20 protein-coding genes and 1 CRISPR repeat array are annotated in these 20,705 nt (G+C 42.2%); of the genes, 10 read left to right on the top strand and 10 right to left on the bottom strand.

Features of this window, described 5'->3' with window-relative positions:
* Positions 1-31: 31 nt before the first annotated feature.
* The 6 genes from PSI22_RS12205 to PSI22_RS12180 form a co-directional block, all read right to left on the bottom strand.
* Positions 32-418: a bleomycin resistance protein gene (locus tag PSI22_RS12205; protein WP_273580041.1), complete on the bottom strand. Its 387-nt coding sequence runs from the start codon at positions 416-418 to the stop codon at positions 32-34.
* A 170-nt stretch (positions 419-588) separates the two neighbouring features.
* Positions 589-927: a helix-turn-helix domain-containing protein gene (locus tag PSI22_RS12200; protein ID WP_273580000.1), complete on the bottom strand. Its 339-nt coding sequence runs from the start codon at positions 925-927 to the stop codon at positions 589-591.
* Positions 928-1,573: 646 nt separating this feature from the next.
* Entirely contained in the window at positions 1,574-2,449 is an 876-nt protein-coding gene (locus PSI22_RS12195; RefSeq protein ID WP_273579999.1) for a hypothetical protein, read from the bottom strand.
* Between the two features lie 5 nt (positions 2,450-2,454).
* On the bottom strand, positions 2,455-3,354 hold the full coding sequence (locus PSI22_RS12190; RefSeq protein WP_273579998.1) for a hypothetical protein: 900 nt from the start codon (positions 3,352-3,354) through the stop codon (positions 2,455-2,457).
* Positions 3,338-4,363 carry a pyridoxal phosphate-dependent aminotransferase gene (locus PSI22_RS12185; RefSeq protein WP_273579997.1) on the bottom strand — a complete coding sequence of 342 codons (1,026 nt, stop codon included), beginning with the start codon at positions 4,361-4,363 and terminating at the stop codon, positions 3,338-3,340. The genes PSI22_RS12190 and PSI22_RS12185 overlap by 17 nt, the downstream gene beginning before the upstream one ends.
* Positions 4,364-4,472: 109 nt before the next feature.
* Positions 4,473-5,528, bottom strand: coding sequence for a cupin domain-containing protein (locus PSI22_RS12180; RefSeq protein ID WP_273579995.1), 1,056 nt, complete (start codon positions 5,526-5,528; stop codon positions 4,473-4,475).
* Positions 5,529-6,054: 526 nt separating this feature from the next.
* On the opposite strand from PSI22_RS12180, the gene PSI22_RS12175 reads away from it, so the two are divergent.
* The 10 genes from PSI22_RS12175 to PSI22_RS12130 all read left to right on the top strand — a co-directional run bounded on the left by PSI22_RS12175 (position 6,055) and on the right by PSI22_RS12130 (position 15,223).
* Positions 6,055-6,360: a PTS sugar transporter subunit IIB gene (locus PSI22_RS12175; protein WP_273579993.1), complete on the top strand. Its 306-nt coding sequence runs from the start codon at positions 6,055-6,057 to the stop codon at positions 6,358-6,360.
* A gap of 27 nt (positions 6,361-6,387) precedes the next feature.
* Positions 6,388-7,698 (top strand): PTS sugar transporter subunit IIC, encoded by a 1,311-nt coding sequence (locus PSI22_RS12170; RefSeq protein ID WP_273579991.1) that lies wholly within the window; start codon positions 6,388-6,390, stop codon positions 7,696-7,698.
* A gap of 23 nt (positions 7,699-7,721) precedes the next feature.
* Positions 7,722-8,069, top strand: coding sequence for a PTS lactose/cellobiose transporter subunit IIA (locus tag PSI22_RS12165; protein ID WP_273579990.1), 348 nt, complete (start codon positions 7,722-7,724; stop codon positions 8,067-8,069).
* A 12-nt stretch (positions 8,070-8,081) separates the two neighbouring features.
* Entirely contained in the window at positions 8,082-9,392 is a 1,311-nt protein-coding gene (locus tag PSI22_RS12160) for a 6-phospho-beta-glucosidase (RefSeq protein WP_273579988.1), read from the top strand.
* A 46-nt stretch (positions 9,393-9,438) separates the two neighbouring features.
* A complete protein-coding gene (locus PSI22_RS12155; protein WP_273579987.1) occupies positions 9,439-10,410 on the top strand; it encodes a LacI family DNA-binding transcriptional regulator in 972 nt (323 codons plus the stop codon).
* Positions 10,411-10,556: 146 nt separating this feature from the next.
* Positions 10,557-11,552 (top strand): gluconate operon transcriptional repressor GntR, encoded by a 996-nt coding sequence (gene gntR, locus PSI22_RS12150; protein ID WP_273579986.1) that lies wholly within the window; start codon positions 10,557-10,559, stop codon positions 11,550-11,552.
* 221 nt (positions 11,553-11,773) lie between these two features.
* Complete coding sequence (gntK, locus tag PSI22_RS12145) at positions 11,774-12,313, top strand: gluconokinase (RefSeq protein ID WP_273579985.1); 540 nt, start codon at positions 11,774-11,776, stop codon at positions 12,311-12,313.
* Positions 12,310-13,650, top strand: a complete 1,341-nt coding sequence (gene gntU, locus PSI22_RS12140; RefSeq protein WP_273579983.1) for a gluconate transporter — start codon at positions 12,310-12,312, stop codon at positions 13,648-13,650. Before gntK ends, gntU begins: the two co-directional genes overlap by 4 nt.
* A gap of 227 nt (positions 13,651-13,877) precedes the next feature.
* A CRISPR array of direct repeats spans positions 13,878-14,455; the repeat unit is 29 nt; unit sequence GTGTTCCCCGTAGGTACGGGGATAAACCG.
* Between the two features lie 100 nt (positions 14,456-14,555).
* Entirely contained in the window at positions 14,556-14,819 is a 264-nt protein-coding gene (locus PSI22_RS12135; protein ID WP_038185326.1) for an antitoxin, read from the top strand.
* 2 nt (positions 14,820-14,821) lie between these two features.
* A complete protein-coding gene (locus PSI22_RS12130; RefSeq protein ID WP_273579980.1) occupies positions 14,822-15,223 on the top strand; it encodes a type II toxin-antitoxin system VapC family toxin in 402 nt (133 codons plus the stop codon).
* A 34-nt stretch (positions 15,224-15,257) separates the two neighbouring features.
* Here the strand turns inward: PSI22_RS12130 and PSI22_RS12125 are convergent, their stop codons facing one another.
* The 4 genes from PSI22_RS12125 to PSI22_RS12110 form a co-directional block, all read right to left on the bottom strand.
* Complete coding sequence (locus PSI22_RS12125) at positions 15,258-16,469, bottom strand: SGNH/GDSL hydrolase family protein (protein WP_273579978.1); 1,212 nt, start codon at positions 16,467-16,469, stop codon at positions 15,258-15,260.
* The gene (locus PSI22_RS12120; RefSeq protein ID WP_273579976.1) at positions 16,456-17,592 is read right to left on the bottom strand and encodes an SGNH/GDSL hydrolase family protein; all 1,137 of its coding nucleotides are present in this window, start codon (positions 17,590-17,592) and stop codon (positions 16,456-16,458) included. The genes PSI22_RS12125 and PSI22_RS12120 overlap by 14 nt, the downstream gene beginning before the upstream one ends.
* Complete coding sequence (locus tag PSI22_RS12115; protein WP_273579974.1) at positions 17,579-19,000, bottom strand: MBOAT family O-acyltransferase; 1,422 nt, start codon at positions 18,998-19,000, stop codon at positions 17,579-17,581. The genes PSI22_RS12120 and PSI22_RS12115 overlap by 14 nt, the downstream gene beginning before the upstream one ends.
* 365 nt (positions 19,001-19,365) lie before the next feature.
* Positions 19,366-20,139, bottom strand: coding sequence for a protein bax (locus PSI22_RS12110; RefSeq protein ID WP_273579973.1), 774 nt, complete (start codon positions 20,137-20,139; stop codon positions 19,366-19,368).
* Between the last annotated feature and the right edge of the window lie 566 nt (positions 20,140-20,705).

The raw sequence follows: 20,705 nt of genomic DNA, 5'->3' as shown, positions 1-20,705 counted from the left end.
TTTTATTCATTGATTGAGGAAGGCTCTGTTTTTACTCTATGTATTGACTGAACCTCAGCAAATAACCATCAGGATCTTGAACAAGAAATTCTCGCTGACAGATGTGGGTATCGCCTATGGCGTAGTCATTATCCTTCAATGGACGGTAAAGTTTTATCTTGTTGATTTGCAGGCGATTAAGAATAGAGTTGATATCATCCACTTCTATTTGCAAATTAATGCCACGTCCCAGCGGCTTATTAAGCTCTGCCGTATTCCAGCCTGTTTCGTGAAACGCTTCCAGCATCAGTTGAGCTTTCCCTAAATGAAGATAGGCAAAATCGGGATCTTTTCGCCGTATCATTATGTTGAATCCTAATATTTGTACATAGAAATCTAGGGACACCGAAAAATCTGTCACTGTGAGTTCCGGCACCATGGGATTCCAGTAAGTTGTTTCTGTTGTTGTATTGATAGCCAACTTATTTTCCTGATTGTGATATTTGAGAAAAAAGAGTTTTGGGCAGTGGATGAACAGATATTTTATATTAATCAAGTAATAGAAAAATTCACCACCTTTTTTGTGTTGTTTTTATTAATTCAATTAGATTATGGAATGACGCTCACATTTAGAACTATATGAAGGGATAACAGTGAAAAGTTTATAGGGTTATGTTTTAAATGTGGATTATTTGTTTTCTTATTGTCCTGTAACACCTGTCTGGTCGCGGTTTCTCTATGAGTTGATTTTCGTTTCAAGTCTTTATTTTCCTGCTGAAGCTGTTCTAGAACATTTGCACTATTCAAAACAAGTGCTTCGTTACGCCACCTGTACAGAGTAGTTTCAGATATACATGTTATTTTAGCTAACAAGCTGACGCTTAGGTTGTAGGGGTGAAGTAATATTTTTTGGATAGCTCGTTTGAGTTTGAGTGGATAACGTTTCATTGGCTTAACTCCTATAGAGATTTTTCTTTGTGATAGCTTTTGTAAAAGCTGGTTTGTTTTTACAGAAAATTAATCATATTTTTTATTGTGACAATAAAAGAAAAAGAACAACCTTATTACTATAGCAGCTATAATAAGCTGTAATATCTAATCAATCGGTCGTTTATCCCCGTATCTACGGGGAACATGATTTGATAACCAATTAAAATAAAAATAACAACGGCTTATCTCTGCATTGGCAGAGAACATACAATAGTGATTTATTAGTGATAAGATTATACTACTTTATTTCTAAACGGATGTATAACTACATGAAAATAAGTTGGTAAATATAGCTTATTAAGGGTTTACCCGTTTTTCTGCGGTATCTCTGCACTCACAGGGAACACCCATTGAGGTGCTGGCTGCCCACCACTTTGATCGTATTCATGAGATGTTTTCCCGAAATTCAGTGCACTTTGTAAAAGATGGCACTGTTTGCTACTGAGAAAGGGGACGTCCATCACACCAGTATATAATGATAGATATAACTCAATCCGATGGATGATTATGTTAGTTTAGCGATTAATCAGATAGTCCTATTCGGATTGAGTCCTCCATCAGTGTCCAATTATATCTGGAACAGTTACTGAGATAATAGATAACTCTATTTTAGCTTAGATTTTCTATGCTCTCTAATAATAATACCCAATAAAATAAGTGCCAATATACCAAATATAATAGTGTTAAATGACATATTTCCATTAAAAAACAACACATCAACAGGCCAAACAATTAATATTGTCATCAAAGATGGATATTCAGCCAAACCAGGTGGTAACAATTTATATCGAATTACACCACTATAATATGCAATAAAATATAAAATACCACATATTGACAATCCTGTTATTAATTTTCCTGATATGTAAAACAAGGATTCATTAAAAATGATAGAAAAGATAATACCCAATAATATAAGTGATACACTAGGAACCAAACAAACTAAGGCTTGGCTTTCATATTTAACGGTATGACTTAAAGTCATATACTCCGCAATCATAAAAAAAGCAGAGAGTAAAAGAATACCAATACCAAGTAATGACGCTTTGTCAATAGACAATGATTGATAAAAAAATATCAACATGATAATCATAGTTATACCTGCCAAAAGTTTTTCTTTTTTCGCATAGGGCAAAACTAGAAATGAAGATAAAAGTATCATTAATGGCAATGTAATTTTTGATCCAATATTAACTACAGTCGGTGATAATAGCTTAAACGAGAGAAAAGCTAAACTTGTACTAATACAAACAATAAATACACGTCTTACTTGGTATTTTTTATTACTTATGGCAAATGCATGCTTATTTAACTTAGAGATTATCACTGATAACGTTAAACTAAAAAAGCCTGTGTAAAAAAACAACTGACTAAACATAACATTTTGATTAAACAAATACTTGATTATTAAGTCTTTGAATGCAAGAGCCGTTGCACAGATCAAGAATGATGTTGCTAGCTTTAGGTACCACATAGTCATTAATTTCATCCATTATCAATTTCATGTGACGCATCTTGACTTTTTGTATAGATAGCATGAATGTGTGGAATATAAATATTTGCACCATACATCAACTTTCTTTCTTTACCTCCACGACCAAGATGCAAAAATTCAATATTCAATCTATTTTTTTCCTTGATATTATCCATCATTAGTGTCGTATACAAGTTAATACCATTTTCAATATAATGAGGATTAGAGGCAGCAGCAATAAGATAAAGAGTATCACTTGTTATTCTTGTTAGATAAACTTGTATTATCTGATCACCTGAAAATCTAAAATTAAACTGATACTCCCCATGATTTTTAAGTATTGAAAACTTGTTTAGAAAATCAGAACCATATACACTTATCGAGTTATTATATTTTTTCTCATGGATATTAAATAAATTTGACCATCCTTCAAATAAAGTAGAATCATGTAAAACCTCTTCGAGAGTATATGTCATGACAATATACTCCTGAGATTTCCTTACTATTCGATTATGCTCCCTAAATCTTTTACTTCCTATCTTCTCCCTAAGATATTCATCACTATCAATTCCTATATATTTAACTATAGATTCACCTTCGATATCAATTAAATAAAAACCTAACTCTCTAAGTTTTTGTAAAGTTTCCTCATCATCTTTACGAATGTGGGGAATAAAAATAATTTCTTCGCTTGATAAATCAGAGATATTTTCTTCTATTATTTTGAATTCAAAATCAGAAATTGTATTGAACGGCAAATAAAATGTTCCAATAGGAATTAACCCCTTTTTTTGTGTACATATTGGAAATACCATTCTAAATGGCCAATATGGAAGCTCATTAAGGTTAACATGCTCATTTTTTCCGAGAACAAAATTCTGTACTTCTCGATACTCAATATTTTGGATCACAATTAGCCTCATCAATCAATATTTGTTTGAGTACCTTCATTTCTAATTGGTTACCAACTCCGATCCGGACGTACTCTACATCATTAATTTTTAATGACTTAGTTACAATGTTGTGGCTCATAAGCACTTTTTCTAATGAGGGTATTTTTGCACAACGAATCAGAATAAAATTCGTATCGCTTGGCAATGTCTCAAACCCATCAAGACCATTAAAAGTAGACAGAAAATCATCTCGGCTTGTAATTATCAACTCTCTATAATTACAAAACTCGGTATAGCGTTCATTAAGTAGGAAAGAAAGATGGTCACAGGTAAAGGAATCGCACATAAAAGGGGGTTGTATAAATTGCAATGACGTGATCAATTTATCATTTGCAATAATAAAACCAGCTCTAAGACCCGCACATCCCCAAGCTTTAGACATAGATCTCAATACAATCAGATTTGATTTTTGGTGTACAAGCTCTACAATGCTTCTGTCATGACAAAAATCTATATACGCTTCATCAACAACAACTAATCCATTAAAATTTTCAATAATACTCCTTAAACAAGTTGAGTCTAAACAAGTTGAAGTTGGATTATTTGGATGAATGAGAAAACAAATTGTTGCTTTTGAACTAATAACATTATCTACATTTATATTGTTAAGTGTATCTCCTGTGAGTTTCTCATCAACCAAAGGAATATTATAAATTTTTGCCCAATGTTTAATGGGAAAAAATGTTGGATCAGAAACCAATATTTCTTCATCTGCTCCTCTCGCGAAAGTTCTAAGTATTAAATCGATAGCATCAGCAGCACCTCGTGTAAAAAGTAAATTATCTGCAGATAAATGGCTATTTAAATTCAAATCGCGGTTAATATATTGTATATAAGCTTCATAAAGTTTTTGTTCATTATCCTTTGATGGATAACGGTTGAATGAAAAACCATAGGGATTTTCACTTTGATCAAGTCTAATCCACTCAGGTAAATATGGACGATTGATATCAAATGCGTGTTTCATTATAATTAGTAATCCTTTTATTTAGTTATATATATAAACAAGTTCCTATTCCTTAGAATAGAAACCTGCTTACCATTTCACATACACAAGAAATTTTAAGTTGCAGTGATTATTTTGTTAATAATTTTTTGCAATCTTCTTCCAGTACTGTGTAAAGTTCCGAGATCATACCCCACGTATCATTCAGGGTTTTCAATAATCCTAAGAATTCATTTTCATTATTTATGTTGATCAAATCAAATCCCATACCTTCATGGGTGTGATCAAGTTCATTATGCTCTTCAAAATGATCAGCTTCTTTCGTTTTAACGAATAAACTATAAAGATTATCATAAAAAACTGTCGCAGAGCCTTCGATAGCTAAGTTCATTAATACTAAACGATGCTTGTCATCAAGCTTCAGCATTTTTTGATTAAACCAGCTACATACAGCCTGCATCCTCAATGAGGGTGGGGTTGGTACAAGGTGATTAAATGCCTTATTGTGACCAAATTCTTCGACTAAGTGCTCACTGGTAACCTGATGAAATTTAGCATCAGAAACCATGACACTTCGTAACAAAACGAGCTCTTGGAATGCATCAGACCAATTTTTCAGTACAATTAAGAAAGGTGTTTTATCTTCCAAAGAATGGACTAGATTGAATAATGAATGTGAAGCAATCGTTTTTTTCCATTCTTCCTGTCGATTTAATATCTTTTGATGGAAACTCTCTTGAACATCAAATTTAACCAAAGCTTTTAAGGGATCTTCATATAATCCACGCTCTTCAAATTGAATAGAGATTCCCCAAAAGCCCGTTGTGCCGCGACCAATAAATCCATGTTTTGTATTACTAGGAACACATATAATATCACCTTCATTAACGATGCAGTGAGTATCACCTGTTAACTCAGCTTGACCAGCAGTAATTATAATCATTGATTCGATAGGGTGCTCATGAACCTTAAGCTCATCACCCGAGTTTAGAGAAACCCAGCTTAATGAACTACGCCCCGTATTTGGCATAAATCTTTTAATTGAATCAATCTTGCGGAAGTCTTTTAATTGGCCTAAATGAAATAACTCACCATTTTTTTCTACATGAGTCAGTGTTGGCATGTTGTTTCTTGAAATAACAAATGGTTTGACTTCATTTAGTGTTTCCACTTCTGTACTGCTCATTTATTGGTCCTTTATTTATTTTTATATACTAATTTCTTCACAATACTTTAAAAAATAATCACATGTGATTAACAAATATATTACCAATTTCACAGAATGTATTATCGTGATTCAAGTCACATTACATATCGAAAAAACTAATATATAAAAATTCACTAACAAAAAATGGTTAACTTTTATCCCACAAAGGGAATGGAATTTAAATATGTTTGGGCGGGGTCGACTAATAAATGCAGTTTTTCAGAAAGGGAGTCAGTTGCTTTAGTAAGCCTCTTTCCCGCCACAAGAAATGCACTATGATCTATAAGGATAGATTTTAAGATGCAGCGCGACAGCAAAGGAAAAAATCCCTAAAGGGCATAGGCAACATTGATCGCATTTTGCCCATTTTCTAAGCTATTGCTTATCTATTATGCGAACCTCATCGCAGCAACGGAAAAATAACCTGTTAGCCTTAATCAAAATGAGAGCGCTCTCATTTTCGAATTAGACGAAATCATAATGGAACAACAAAGAGAACAAAATCATGAAAACCATTCTATTGTGTTGTGCGGCGGGGATGTCTACCAGCATGTTGGTGCAGCGTATGCAGGCGGAAGCGGAAATAAGAGGGCTGGAAGTCGCCATTAAGGCAGTGCCTGCATTGGAGTTGGAAATGTATATCAATGAAGCTGATGTGATTTTACTGGGGCCGCAAATCAAGTATGAACTGCCTCGATTTACCGCTCTTGCCGAGCCACTGGGTAAACCCATCAGCTTGATTGAGATGATGGATTACGGTGCACTGCGTGGTGACAAAGTATTGGATCGCGCCTTAAGCCTGCTGGAATAACCTTTTCATCATCAGATGGAGTGGATTATGAGTTTTTATACTTCCTTGACGCGTATTGTAGAAAATCATATTGCGCCCATTGCCGGACGGATCGGTAGCCAACGGCACATTATTGCGATACGTGATGGCTTTATCTCGGCCATGCCCTTTCTGATTATTGGCAGTATCATGTTGATTGTGGCAAATCCGCCATTTGATGCCCAAACCTCCTCTTCCTTTGGTCAGGCTTGGCTGGAATTCGCCAAAGCGCATTGGAAAACCATCACCATGCCTTTCTTTATGACGATGGGACTGATGAGTGTGTTTGTCTCCATCGGTACGGCTTATAGTCTGGCGAAATCTTATGGACTGGATGGACTGACATCGGCCTTACTGTCATTGATGGCATTTCTGCTGGCGGCGGCTCCGCAGGTTGATAACAAAATGCCGCTCGATTTTCTGGGTGGAACCGGGGTATTTACGGCGCTGATCTGTGCGATTTGGTCGGTGGAATTAATTCGGTTGCTGAAAAAGTACAACATTTCTATCAAGATGCCATCACAGGTTCCACCTGCCATTGCCCGCTCTTTTGAACTGCTGTACCCCGTGATTGGCATTTTACTGACGGTTTATCCCATCAGCCTGTTGTTGCAAAGCGAATTTAATTTGCTGTTGCCTGCGGCTGTCATGCAGATATTCGAACCCCTGATTGCGATCGGGGATACGCTGCCCGCTGTTATGCTGGTGGTGCTGATTGCTAATTTGCTGTGGTTTGCCGGTATTCACGGCGACAATATCGTCACTGGGCTGCTGAACCCGATATTTATGGCCAATATCGCCGCCAATGCCGCCTTGATGACACAGGGCATGGCAACGACTCAAATCCTGACCGCGCCTTATTGGTCTTTTTACGTCTGTATCGGCGGCTCTGGCTCTACGCTGGTATTGGCGTTCCTTTATCTGCGCAGCCGCTCCATTCACCTGAAAACCATTGGGAAACTCAGTGTTGTGCCCGCCATGTTCAATATCAATGAACCGTTGCTGTTTGGATCTCCGGTGGTAATGAACCCGACGTTATTGATCCCGTTGCTGGTTGTGCCGCTGGTTAATGCTGTTTTGGCCTATGGTGCACTGCATCTGGATCTGGTGCAGAAGATGATCGCGATTGCACCGTGGACAGCACCCGCGCCGATGGGTGCGCTGATTTCCGCCGCTTGGGATTACCGTGCGGTCGTGTTGGTTGGGCTGTTGATGGTGATTGATCTGCTGATTTGGTATCCCTTCTTCAAAGTATATGAAAAACAGCTTTTAGCAGAAGAGCAACAGCAGGCCAAAAGTCTCGCTGACGCTCAGGCGTAGCGATAACCTCCGGAGGATACAGTGTGAATATTAGTTTTGAACAGCAGGATTTTGAACAGCAGATCGTTGAATTGCTGGTACATGCGGGCAGTGCGCGCAGCAATGCGTTAATGGCTTTGCAACAGGCGAAGGCGGGGGATTTTCAGCAAGCAGAAATGTTGATGGAAGAAGCACGACAGGAAACGCGTGCCGCTCATGCCATTCAGACCAAGCTGATCGGATTAGATGAAGGATGCGGGAAATTACCGATCAATCTGATTACTGTTCATGCTCAGGATCACTTAATGAATGCGATGGTGATTCAAGATCTTGCCGGTAATATGATCGATCTTTATCAGCGCTTGCCACCACAAGATCGTCAGCCAGAATAACAGGGGGATGACATGAAACCGATCAAAATTGCCGTTATTGGAGGCGGGAGCAGTTATACACCGGAATTGGTGGAAGGAATTATTCAGCGTAGCCAAACTATCCCGCTTTCTGAGCTGGCGCTGGTGGATGTGGAAGCCGGGCGGCACAAGCTGGAAATCATCGCTGCGCTGACTCGCCGTATGCTGGATCGTCATGATCTGAAGCACGTTGTTACCACGGTGCATTATTCACCGGATGAAGCGATTAAGGGAGCCAGTTTCGTACTCACTCAACTGCGCGTTGGTCAACTTCCTGCCCGTGCCGCTGATGAGTGTCTGGGGTTGAAATATGGGTTGCTCGGGCAGGAAACAACGGGCGTAGGCGGGTTTGCCAAAGCATTGCGTACCATTCCTGTGTTACTGGATATCGCTCATAAAGTTGAACGGCTCGCGCCGGAGGCATGGATCATCAATTTCAGCAATCCCGCCGGCGTTGTCACGGAAGCGGTTTCCCGCTATAGCAAAGCCAAGATCATCGGGCTGTGCAATGTGCCAATCTCAATGCACCATATGATCGCCAATATGCTGCAACGTCCATATCAGGACGTGCAATTACGTTTTGCTGGTCTTAACCATATGGTCTGGGTACATCAGGTATTAGTGAATGGCAGGGATGAAACCGAGCAGGTATTGGAATTACTGTGCAGTGGTGCAGAGCTGACGATGAACAATATCAAAGAAGAGCCGTGGCCGCCGGAGTTTTTGCAGGCATTAGGCGCAATTCCCTGTCCGTATCATCGCTACTTCTATCAAACCGGTAAGATGTTACAGGAAGAGAAAGAAAGCGCGGCGAGCAAAGGGACACGGGCAGAGCAGGTAATGCAAGTGGAGCGGGAGCTGTTCGAGTTGTATGTCGATCCTAAACTGGATCACAAACCCGCTCAGCTCAGTTTTCGTGGCGGATCTTTCTATTCTGAAGTGGCGTTGGAATTGATCTCGGCTATTCATAATAATCTCGGTACGCAATTGGTCGTCAATACGGCGAATCGGGGAGCTATCATCGGCCTGCCAGATGATGCGGTGATCGAAGCCAACTGCATTGTTGATGCTCAAGGGGCGCACCCACTGGCGTTTGGTCACCTGCCGGACAGTATGTCAGCCCTGACGCAGCAAGTGAAAGCATTTGAGCGCTTGACCATCGAAGCCGCCGTTCATGGTGATCGCAAGGTCGCACTGCTGGCGCTGGTCACTCATCCGTTGATTGGTGATGTGGCGTTGGATTCGACATTATTGAATGAAATCTTAGAGATTAATCGCATGTATTTACCCCAGTTTAAACGGTAAGTTGTGTCGAGCAGGAATAGGAGCACGGAGTTAACAAGGAAAAAGCATGATAACACTGGAAGATGTGGCGAGTTATTCTGGCGTCTCGCGCGCCACGGTGTCACGCGTTGTTAATGGTGACAAAAAAGTGAAGGCAGCAACCCGTGCCAAAGTTGAGAACGCCATCGTAGAATTGGGTTACAGCCCCAATCTGGCAGCGCGTGAACTGGCTTCAAATCAGAGCAATACGCTGGGGTTGGTGACCACTTCCTATCGTGGCGGCTTCTTTGGTGCCTTGATGGATAGCATCCAGACGGAAGCTGAATCACATAGCAAACAGCTTCTGGTCATGCAGGGGAGAAATCGTGCTGAAAACGAATGGCAGGCTATTACGCATCTGCATAGCCTGCGCTGCGGCGGGATGATTTTACATGTGCGTGCCATCAGTGATGATAAGCTGAGGCAACTCGCTCAAAGTGGCCGTTCGTTTGTGTTGCTGGATCGTCTGGTGGCAGGGCTGGAGCCGCGCTGTGTTGTGTTTGATCACCACAAGGCCAGCTATCTCGCCACGCAAACCTTGGTCGAGCATGGACATACTCGCATTGCCTGCGTGAGTGGCCCTTTGTCACGCAATCCAAGCCAACAGCGTCGTCAAGGGTTCTTGGATGCCATGCAGGATGCGGGATTGAATCCTGTTGCTTGTCTGGAAGGGGAGTATGATCTGCAAAGTGGCTACCGGCAAACTCGAACCATTCTGGCAAAATCACGGCCTGATGCCCTGTTTTTCTGTAGTGAAGAGATGGCGCTCGGCGCATTGCTGGCGATTACAGAGCTGGGACTGTGTGTACCAGAGGATATCTCTATCATCTGTTATGACAGCGGAGAGCGAGCGGCATTTGTCTATCCTGCGCTGACTAGCGTCCATTTTCCCATCACTGACATGGCGTGTTTCGCGACGCGTTTATTGATCGAACCTGATACACCTCCCCCAGAATTTACACCCCAAATTATTTATCGGAATTCTCTCAGACAAGGGTAAGCGATCACAGTTCTCATAACGATAGCTATGTGAGGTGAGAGTGAGCCAGCATTTTTGGCTAAAAATCGTATTGTTGTGGTGTATAAATGTGTTAAAACCGCTTTTTATTAGTCTGAATATAGATAGCTGATTGCATTACATTGAAAATGAAGAAAAAACGCCCAGTTTTACAAGATGTCGCAGACCTCGTTGGGGTCACAAAAATGACGGTCAGCCGTTTCTTGCGTAATCCGGATCAGGTCTCGGCAGCATTGGGAAAACGGATCGCTGAAACGTTGGATCAACTGGGTTACATTCCCAACCGTGTGCCAGATATTCTTTCCAACGCGACTAGCCGAACGATAGGGGTTCTACTTCCTTCACTGACCAATCAGGTATTTGCCGAAGTCATTCGTGGGATCGAGCAGGTAACTGATCGCAATGGTTATCAGACGATGCTCGCCCACTATGGTTATTCCGCTCAGAAAGAAGAAGAGCGCCTGCTTTCCCTGCTTTCTTACAATATTGATGGCCTGATCCTGGCAGAGCGGACGCATACGCCCAAGACCTTGAAGGTACTGGAGACGGCAGGCATTCCGGTTGTGGAACTGATGGATAGCGTCTCTCCCTGCCTTGATATTGCTGTCGGGATCGATAATTTTGAGGCGGCGCGGCAGATGACTGTGGCTATGATCGAACGTGGCTGCCAAAACGTGATCTACCTCGGCGCGCGGCAGGATGAACGAACGCTGATCCGCTTGGATGGGTACGAAATGGCGATGCGCAGCGCAGGGTTGCAGCCGGGGAACGTGATGACGCCTGCCAGTTCGTCCTATTCACTGGGCGCTCAGCTTTTGCGGGAAACCTGCCAGAAATACCCTGATGTTGATGGTCTGTTTTGCACCAATGATGATATCGCTATTGGTGCGATTTTTGAGTGTCAACGACAGGGGATCAAAGTCCCGGAACAGATCGCTGTCGCTGGATTCCACGGCCATGATGTCGGTCAGGTGATGATGCCAAAATTGGCCAGTGTATTGACTCCGCGTGATCTGATCGGACGCAGGGCGGCGGAAGCCCTGTTTGTTCGTTTGAAGGGAGAAAAACTAGAAAAAACCCTTATTGATGTTGGATTTACGCTTTCATTGGGAGAAAGTGTTTAATTTTTGTAGATCAAAATGATGCTTTTCTATCTTCAATTGCGATAAGCCTCACATTTCCATTTTTTGCCGATCCTGATTAATTGCTCACGATCCTGTGCTGCTGGTAATGTTACGGACAATAAGTTACCGGTAACATTTTGTAGATAATATTTCATAGAGAAAATTTTGCAGATACGTCACAGAGATAGCCAAGTAACAAGATCTGCACAAAGGAGTTTGATATGAGCAATACCCAACAGCCAAATCATGTTTTTGTATTGATGGGGGTATCCGGCAGTGGTAAATCTGCGGTTGCCACTGGGGTTGCCCGTAAGTTGGGCGCGGCGTTTCTGGATGGTGACTTTCTTCATCCCCGCGCTAATATTACCAAGATGGCACAAGGCCACGCTTTGAATGACGATGATCGTCAGCCGTGGTTAAAAGCACTCAACGATGCCATTTTTGCCATGCAGCGTACAAATAATGTCTCTTTGCTCGTGTGCTCTGCCCTGAAAAAAAGCTATCGGGATATGCTGCGTAATGGCAACAAAAACCTGTCATTTCTGTATATGCAGGGGGATTTTGATTTAATTGAAAGCCGTCTGAAAGCTCGCAAGGGACACTTCTTCAAACCCCAAATGCTGATCTCGCAGTTTGAGGCATTGGAAGAGCCGACTGACGATGAAAAAGATGTCCATCACATTGATATCAGGCCAGACCTTGATGAAGTAATCAAAAACACAATGACAACAATTGACCGCATTACCGAGGGATATTCATGACTACACTGACGTTGGTGCTGACGGCCGTCGGCTCTGTTCTCCTGCTATTATTTTTGGTGATGAAAGCCAGAATGCACGCTTTTATCGCCCTGATGTTGGTTTCAATGGGAGCGGGAATTTTCTCTGGTATGCCATTGGAAAAAATTACCCAGACTATGCAAAACGGGATGTCAGGCACTTTGGGCTTCCTGGCTGTTGTGGTGGCGTTGGGTGCCATGTTTGGCAAGATCCTGCATGAAACCGGGGCACTTGACCAGATTGCCGTGAAATTACTGGGTGGTTTTGGTGAGAAACGCGCGAATTATGCATTGGGCATCGCGGGGCTTATCTGTGCCTTACCACTGTTTTTTGATGTGGCGGTTGTGTTGTTGATTGGCGTGGTATTTGCCGTTGCACGTCGTACTGGCGGTAATGTGGTGAAACTGGCAATCCCACTGTTTGCCGGTGTTGCAGCCGCCGCGGCGTTTCTGGTTCCGGGGCCGACGCCGATGTTGCTGGCTTCCCAGATGGGAGCCGATTTTGGCTGGATGATCCTGATTGGCCTGAGTGCTGCGATCCCTAGCATGTTGCTGGCCGGCCCGATGTACGGCAATTTCATCAGTAAACATGTGACACTGGAATTACCAGAGGATCTGAATACACCGAGCATTGGCAAAAGTCAGATGCCTTCCTTTGGTTTCAGCCTGGCACTGGTATTATTCCCGCTGGTATTGGTGGGTTTGAAGACTATTGCTGCACGTTTCGTCGATCAGCAATCAACGTTGTATCAATGGCTGGAGTTTGTCGGTCATCCTTTCACCGCGATTTTAATTGCCTGTCTGGTAGCGATTTATGGCTTGGCGATTCGCCGTGGTATGAGTAAAGACAGAGTTATGGAAGTGTGCTCTGCGGCGATTCAGCCTGCCGGGATCATCCTGCTGGTCACGGGGGCGGGTGGCGTGTTCAAGCAAGTGCTGGTGGATTCCGGTGTCGGGCCAGCGCTCGGTAATGCTTTGGTGGGGGCTGGTCTGCCAATCGCACTGGCATGTTTTATTCTGGCAGGGGCGGTGCGCGTGATTCAAGGTTCGGCTACTGTAGCGTGTCTGACTACTGTGGGTCTGGTACTGCCAGTCATTGGCGAACTGGGTTATTCCGGTGCGCAAATGGCGGCGTTGTCAGTGTGTATTGCTGGTGGTTCGTTGATACTCAGCCACGTAAACGATTCGGGCTTCTGGCTGTTCGGTAAGTTTACCGGTGCGACAGAAGTACAGACACTGAAAACATGGACCATTATGGAAACCATTTTGGGTACTACGGGCGCCATTATCGGCATGATCTATTTTGCCATGCTGAGTTAAGTTTTCCCTGCAACATAGCTAACGGCATTTTACTGATTGATTAAAATGCCGTTTTTTTATATTTATTTTCGGGCTTTTCAATAAAAAATCCGATGGGTGTTCGCTGTGGGGATGGCGAGGTGTGTTGAGTAAAAATCACAGAATTTCCCTCGGTTAATTTTGTGATTTAACGTGGTAGAATTTTTACGTCTAATAAAATATATTTAAAACAGACGGTTATATTTAGAGTGTTCCCCGTAGGTACGGGGATAAACCGACCGGGGAGAAAAAGCCCTCAGTGAGCGTAAGGTGTTCCCCGTAGGTACGGGGATAAACCGAAACCCGTTGGCGTACTGACTAATTTAGATATGTGTTCCCCGTAGGTACGGGGATAAACCGATCATTTATGAAGAAATTCATTTGAGGGAGCCGTGTTCCCCGTAGGTACGGGGATAAACCGCCCTATGTAGAGCGCTGGCAGCGGACAACGGAGTGTTCCCCGTAGGTACGGGGATAAACCGGTGACTAGATATCGAGGGTTTAGGTATAAACCGTGTTCCCCGTAGGTACGGGGATAAACCGTCATTTAGTGATGCCGTCGACATTTCAATGATGTGTTCCCCGTAGGTACGGGGATAAACCGACATCTTCTGGCACACCATCCCATAGTGATAGGTGTTCCCCGTAGGTACGGGGATAAACCGGGGACGCGCCTCACCGTAGCCGATCTGAACAAGTGTTCCCCGTAGGTACGGGGATAAACCGCCGTGAGCGGTTCATAGTTACAACTATGCTTAGTGTTCCCCGTAGGTACGGGGATATTTTTTTTTGCATACACTATCATCATTCATATGCCTTGACATATGCCTAATCTTTGCATATGTTTTGTTCATATACATAACCCATTTTATCCAAGGGGAAAAATGATGGAAAGAGTCGTAAAATTATTCAGAAATGGACGCAACCAAGCAGTAAGACTTCCTGTTCAATTTGAGTTTGACACTGACCGAGTTTACATCCGTCAAGACGAGAATGGTGATGTTATTCTCTCTAAAAATAAAGAAAAGAGTGATAGCTGGGAGCCGTTTTTCGGACTACTCAAAAATACAGCTATTCCAGCTGATTTTTTGGATGTTGATGATCGAAATCAAGATGTTTCGGTACGTGACCCATTTGAAGGAATCAAGTAACAATGTATATGCTTGATACTAATACTGTTAGCTATATCTTTCGCCAGAATCCCACAGTGCTAGCGAAATTAAAAACTGTGCCACCCTCAAAAATATGTATTTCCAGTATTACTGAAGCAGAGTTGCGCTATGGTATAGCCAAACGCCAAAATAAAGCGCTGGAAAAAATGGTCAATACTTTTATTGAGTCCGTCACTGTTTATGAGTGGGATAGCGAGGTTGCAAAAATTTATGGTGAACTCCGTGCCGACATGGAAAAAACGGGTCGTGTCATGGGAACAATGGATCAATTGATAGCTGCGCATGCTGTCAGCAAAGGGTTGGTAATTGTCACTAATGATGCTGCTTTTGTAATGGTTAATGGCTTATTAGTTGAGGATTGGACAAAAGAAGCATATAGATAGTTCCTCAATATGCTTCCTTTGCCATCATATTTCACTACTCAATCAAACCAATCATCTGGCTATAAAGCGCTTCGGCACTGCGTTCATACCCTGCGGCGGAGAGATGAACATAGTCGGGACGGGCAAGGTTCTGCTGCTGCCAACTTCTGATTGAACATGACCCACCCATAAACTCCTGCCAATTCCAGAACAGGGTGTGCTGCTGTTTGGCAACTACCTGCTGAACCTGAATTATGCCGTTGAGCAGCGCGGGTTGTTGTTCGGCACAGCTTGCGGCGGTTTTGTTTTTCAGCGAATCACTCGGCCCAACCAGCAAGATAACCACTTCTGGCATCGCCCTGCGAATTTCCTGCACTTTTGACGTTAATTCCTTCTGATAGGCAACAAGATCCAGTGAATCGTTGAAGGCTTCATTGGTGCCATAAGCAAGGATCACCATATCTGGTTTCAGTTGAACCAGTGTATTGATCCACTGTGGCTGCCATTTATCCAACATACTGATGGTGGCGCCATTAATCCCCAACGCGGATAACATAATACCGGAGCTCTGGCGTTTGATCAGCCAGCCGCCGATTTTCAAATGCGTATCCTGTGCATTGACCCTGAGTGGGAAAGAAACACTGTGTTGTTGCGAAAACTGCCATTCGCTTTGTGTGGCCGGCAGATCCCACTGGCTAAACTGCGTCCTGATTTGGCTTGCCTCATGGGATTGATAAAGCGCGCTTATCCCGTACTTCTCAAAAGTAGAGGGTGATAAATCCATCTGTATTGTGCTGCTGACATTTTCTGGTGTGGCAATAAAACCGCCCAGCGGATAATCAGCACGGTTATCTTTCCGGCTGCTCGAAAGCCACCAGTTTTTTTTATCATCCGTGAATTTAATGGTAGCGGTGCGCTGGCCGGGGATGCTGATCGGGCTGATAAAACCCGGGCCAGCATCACCATAGCGATTCTGCAATAAACTACGCAGCTTGCCGGTAAAAAAATCGGCAGCGGTGTGTGAATCGCCCAGTTGCACGAAATGGAGTTGACGCGAATTGCTATAACGCAGTTTATCCGCCAGTAATGGTAAATTGGGATCGCCAAAATTCGTCAGTTGCTGTTGACGATGTATTTGTGTCATCTGCAATTCAGATGAGGGTTTGGATTTTTTGCCGTGGCATGATAATAGGCTCACAGAGAGCGCGATAACCAGACCTGCACCCATTATCCGGTAAAACCAACGGAGCTGTCTAAATGGTTGCATCTTCTTTAACTGGCTCCTGAATAAATGTCATCAATGAAAAAATAGCGTTCGCGATGGTCTGCTGCCCATTCAAACTGAAATGAATACCGTCACCACTTCGGAGTTTGATTGCACTGCTGCCATCACCAATATAGTCTGAATAATTCTCCGACCGATATTTGAACATATCATTAACTGAAACATAGATCTCACCCATTTTTGCCACCTCTGCCTGATACAATTTATTGAGATAAGCCACGCCGCCGGAAAGTTTTTTCTGCCGCATGTTGGGTGGGCCAACCCAAATCACATCCACCTTATGCTGGTGAGCATCATTTAAAATCGTTTCGATTCGCTGACGATAAAGGTTTTCCCAATCTTCACTCGCAAATTTCAAATAGGTTCCCCCGCGTTTTGTCGGCATATCCCACGGATCATTGGGGCCTAAAAACACCACAACCAATTTAATATCCGGATTTTTTCTTAGTGTATCGCCGATTGTTTTGGGCCAATCAAAGAAACCGGGATAGGCCAACCCTGTGCTCTGCTTGCTCAAATTAATACTGGCGATGCCATGTTCCTGGTAAAGACGGCGTTTTAAATGCGGAGCAACGCCTTGCATCATCGAATCCCCTGCAAACAGTACCTGATCTTTTTTCCTCAGACTGACATTGGTTTTTGGGGTAATTTCGATAACCGCGTTTGATGGCGAATGATTTCGTAATAAGGATGATTGAGCGTGCCGGATATCTTTTTGCAGCAAATCAGGGAACGTCAAATAGCGGCTCTCGAGCGAGTACGCATATCCCTCCAGAAAACGCAAACCAACCTGAAAATCAGGAAGAATCACGCTTGGAGTAGCATCAATATTTATGGCCTGTAGCTTATTATCCTGATGAATCCCCCTTGCATATGCCATAAATGTTTCACTGGCGGCAATGGCACCTTGCTGCATATTGCTGCCCAAATCCCATATTGGCTCTCCCTTAAAGGTTGTCCACGGACTATTACGGTGATACTTCTGCTGCCAGAAATTATCCAGCGAACGTTGATTCAGCCAGATCAGTAGCAGGCTGGTTAAAGTGACAATAAAAATCACCTGTCCGACTTTTTTAAGATTAGGTATAAATTCAGAAATTGGCATAGATAAATCCCGGCATTCCAGAAGGTGACAGCATAAATACCAAAGTGAGGATCAGGGCTAAGGGAATTGGGTAATAAACCCATGACATTAGGCTATGGTTCTTTTCAATAGTGTTTCTGATATCCACTAGCCAAGGGTAGATAATAAAGAATCCCCAAAAAGCGATTAATAAAGTGCTACTGGATAACAGTGCCGTCAACACATCTCCTGAGCATAGTTGGTTTAATACAGTCAGAGCATCATTAAATGTTGGGCTGCGGAAGAATACCCATGCAAAACAGACAAAATGGAATGTCATCACGCGTGATAAAAATAATGAAATCGGGTTTTTTCTTCGCATCTCATTGCGATTTCCAGCGGAGGGAAACAGTGAGTTTTTAATATTGTGGAGAATTAATCCTAGCCCATGAATGGCACCCCAAATAATAAAGCTCAATCCGGCACCATGCCATAGACCGGAAATGACCATTGCAGAGAATAGATTTATATTCTTACGGATAGTGCTTTTTTTATTACCACCCAGTGGAATGTAAACGTAATCGCGGATAAACGTCGATAGGCTGATGTGCCAGCGCCGCCAAAATTCTTGTAAATTCTCAGCAAGATAAGGGGCATTAAAGTTCTGTGGCACTTTAAAACCTAACAGCAGGGCAATACCCGTCACGAGGTCGGTATAACCTGAAAAGTTGAAATAAATATTCCACGCATAAGCATAAATCGCGACAAGGACTTGTCCCGCATGATAGCCAGTGGGGTCATCAAAGACTGGATTAACAAAATTTTCAGAGAGCGTCGAACTGAGCAGAAACAGCTTTGCGATGGCCAGTGCAATCAATAATAGCGCTTTGAATGGCTCCAGCATCACTCTGGATGAAGCTTGGATCTGCGGCAGGAAATCTTTGGCTCTATTGATTGGCCCGGCCACGATGCTTGGAAAAAAGCAGAGATACAAAATAACATCAAGCAGCGGAGCGGGAGGCAGTTCTTTCTTGCAAACCGACATCACGTAACTGACGGAGTGAAAGGCATAAAATGACAAGCCTAATGGCATCAGCAGCTCAAGTATGGGCAATTCGACAGAAATTCCTAAATTGGCTAATGATTGCTGAATCGCCTCTTGAAAGAAAGAATAATATTTGAAGGCGGTAAAACAACCCACAATACCGAAAATCAGGAGCGTGAATATGGCCTTATTGGACAAATAACGACTGAGAATATTCGCCAAAAAGTAAATGAACAGGGTATAGGCGAATAGAATATAGGCAAATTTTGCTGCGAAAGAGAAGATAAATAAATAACTAACTAAAATTAATAAGCCATTCTGTAGCTTAGGGGCTTTTTGTAAAAGCCAATAGGCAAGAAACAGAATAACAAACGAACCAAGAAACTCAAAAGAAAAGAAATTCATATTAGGCTCTGGCTAACCATCTATCATTGAGAGAAAGGAAGTGATTCTGAGGTTTATTATAGTATGGAATTTACCTGTATTTACAATAGTTAGCAGGCAGAGAAATCATAAAAAAATAATCCGCTGTGTAATTAATACATAGCGGATTATTGGGAGCCTGCCGTATAGGCAGGTTCATTGCCTTTTTATTTAATAATGATTGAACATTAAACAATACGAAAGGCATTACGAATACGTAGGTGATTATTTCTGGCACGTTAATCTATACCCAATAGATTTCAAGTTACAGTGCGGTGGTAAGTGATCGTAGCTAACAAAAGCAGCAACTTGAAAGAATGAGATGCAGGGTATAAATTTACCCGTCTCTATGGGTCTGTCAGTTCCTGTGCCTGTGAAATCAGCTTTTTATTGCCATTAAATACCTGATGCAAATAGCGATTATAGTGAGCTCCCAGCTCGGAATAACCGTTCAGGTTATCGATCAATTTACTGGTATTCAGAGGCGTTTGTGTTGTCCTCTGTTTTGCCCGTGAAGTACGAAGTGATTCGTAAGCACGGTGTGTATTCATATTCTTCATGTAGGCGATGACGGAATCATCAACATTGCGATAAACCGAATAACCTTTGATTTTTCCTTTGGTTTTGCTGCATGAGTTGCAACGCATACCAAACAGGTTATTGTTTTTCTTGGCAAGTTCTGATGTTCCCCAGCCCGATTCTGCGGCTGCCTGAGTAGCGACAAAATGGGTCGGTATAATGTCAACTCGACTTAGCAGTTTATTCCAATTGACCTGTTTCGGTGATGTGCAGGCCATTTTGTAACTTGCGCAGATCTTCTGCAATCGACTGATATCCTGTACAGACCAGTGACGAGTTTTCTGGTGTGACAGCAGCCATTTTCGGTCTTGCATAATCTGTTGATTATGCTCATCAATGACAGGGACAACAATGTTTAAAAACGCTTTCTTCCGGGGTGTACCTGAAGGATATTGTCGCAAATCCGGCAAACTCTCCTGAATGCCATTGTGAGAATATTCTTTCATTTTTGAGGTACTGGTCGAAGCATAACTCAGACCGGTAAAGATTAATGAGAGAAAGAAAGCGAAGACGGCAGTTGTCCTCATGATTAAAGAGGGCATTTGCTTCTCCTCGTTTTATTGCTCTGGATAAAAAACATACGAATATTAGCAGAACAATCAATATCTGGCTACCGTTATTCACCATTCATAAAGTTCGTTTCTATAACGAATGCTAGCACATTACTGACAATAACCTATATTTTTCATTTTATTCAGTAAATTAGTGTAATGATTATTAGGATTTTATCCGGTTAATCGTGTTGTTGATTTAATGTTTTTATAGGATTAGCAGCGTAAATACGCGGTTTTTGCTGTATAGATCATTATTGTGATTGAAGTCTAATTTTTAGAAAAGGAGCTTTTATTTATGTTTAATCGTCTATTACTTCTATTAAGCTAATGGTATTATTAAATTAATATTATGATTAACATAGTCTATTAAGACAATTTTAATAAGATATTCCCAGATAATCATCTATTCAGAATAGTATTTCTATAAAGTAAAATTTTTTGTAACGGAATTTATTAATTTAATCAATGTAAAAATGAGGAATGATAAAAATAGCAATTAATGAATAATCATCAACTGTATTTGCACGGTGCAAATACAGTTTGTAAATTTTATT

The organism is Xenorhabdus aichiensis (genome assembly GCF_028598775.1).
Classification (GTDB): Bacteria; Pseudomonadota; Gammaproteobacteria; order Enterobacterales; family Enterobacteriaceae; genus Xenorhabdus; species Xenorhabdus bovienii.
The sequence above is the reverse complement of the archived record's forward strand: the minus strand, read 5'-3'. Positions and strand labels throughout refer to the sequence as shown.

What these genes read in the sequence shown, in the direction of transcription:
- PSI22_RS12205 (WP_273580041.1), bottom strand. Translation starts at nt 418, where the DNA reads ATGGTGCCGGAACTCACAGTGACAGATTTTTCGGTGTCCCTAGATTTC.
- PSI22_RS12110 (WP_273579973.1), bottom strand. Translation starts at nt 20,139, where the DNA reads ATGCCCTCTTTAATCATGAGGACAACTGCCGTCTTCGCTTTCTTTCTC.
- PSI22_RS12120 (WP_273579976.1), bottom strand. Translation starts at nt 17,592, where the DNA reads ATGCCAATTTCTGAATTTATACCTAATCTTAAAAAAGTCGGACAGGTG.
- gntU (WP_273579983.1), top strand. Translation starts at nt 12,310, where the DNA reads ATGACTACACTGACGTTGGTGCTGACGGCCGTCGGCTCTGTTCTCCTG.
- PSI22_RS12155 (WP_273579987.1), top strand. Translation starts at nt 9,439, where the DNA reads ATGATAACACTGGAAGATGTGGCGAGTTATTCTGGCGTCTCGCGCGCC.
- PSI22_RS12185 (WP_273579997.1), bottom strand. Translation starts at nt 4,363, where the DNA reads ATGAAACACGCATTTGATATCAATCGTCCATATTTACCTGAGTGGATT.
- PSI22_RS12115 (WP_273579974.1), bottom strand. Translation starts at nt 19,000, where the DNA reads ATGAATTTCTTTTCTTTTGAGTTTCTTGGTTCGTTTGTTATTCTGTTT.
- PSI22_RS12180 (WP_273579995.1), bottom strand. Translation starts at nt 5,528, where the DNA reads ATGAGCAGTACAGAAGTGGAAACACTAAATGAAGTCAAACCATTTGTT.
- gntR (WP_273579986.1), top strand. Translation starts at nt 10,557, where the DNA reads ATGAAGAAAAAACGCCCAGTTTTACAAGATGTCGCAGACCTCGTTGGG.
- PSI22_RS12130 (WP_273579980.1), top strand. Translation starts at nt 14,822, where the DNA reads ATGTATATGCTTGATACTAATACTGTTAGCTATATCTTTCGCCAGAAT.
- PSI22_RS12160 (WP_273579988.1), top strand. Translation starts at nt 8,082, where the DNA reads ATGAAACCGATCAAAATTGCCGTTATTGGAGGCGGGAGCAGTTATACA.
- gntK (WP_273579985.1), top strand. Translation starts at nt 11,774, where the DNA reads ATGAGCAATACCCAACAGCCAAATCATGTTTTTGTATTGATGGGGGTA.
- PSI22_RS12195 (WP_273579999.1), bottom strand. Translation starts at nt 2,449, where the DNA reads ATGACTATGTGGTACCTAAAGCTAGCAACATCATTCTTGATCTGTGCA.
- PSI22_RS12200 (WP_273580000.1), bottom strand. Translation starts at nt 927, where the DNA reads ATGAAACGTTATCCACTCAAACTCAAACGAGCTATCCAAAAAATATTA.
- PSI22_RS12125 (WP_273579978.1), bottom strand. Translation starts at nt 16,469, where the DNA reads ATGCAACCATTTAGACAGCTCCGTTGGTTTTACCGGATAATGGGTGCA.
- PSI22_RS12175 (WP_273579993.1), top strand. Translation starts at nt 6,055, where the DNA reads ATGAAAACCATTCTATTGTGTTGTGCGGCGGGGATGTCTACCAGCATG.
- PSI22_RS12135 (WP_038185326.1), top strand. Translation starts at nt 14,556, where the DNA reads ATGGAAAGAGTCGTAAAATTATTCAGAAATGGACGCAACCAAGCAGTA.
- PSI22_RS12170 (WP_273579991.1), top strand. Translation starts at nt 6,388, where the DNA reads ATGAGTTTTTATACTTCCTTGACGCGTATTGTAGAAAATCATATTGCG.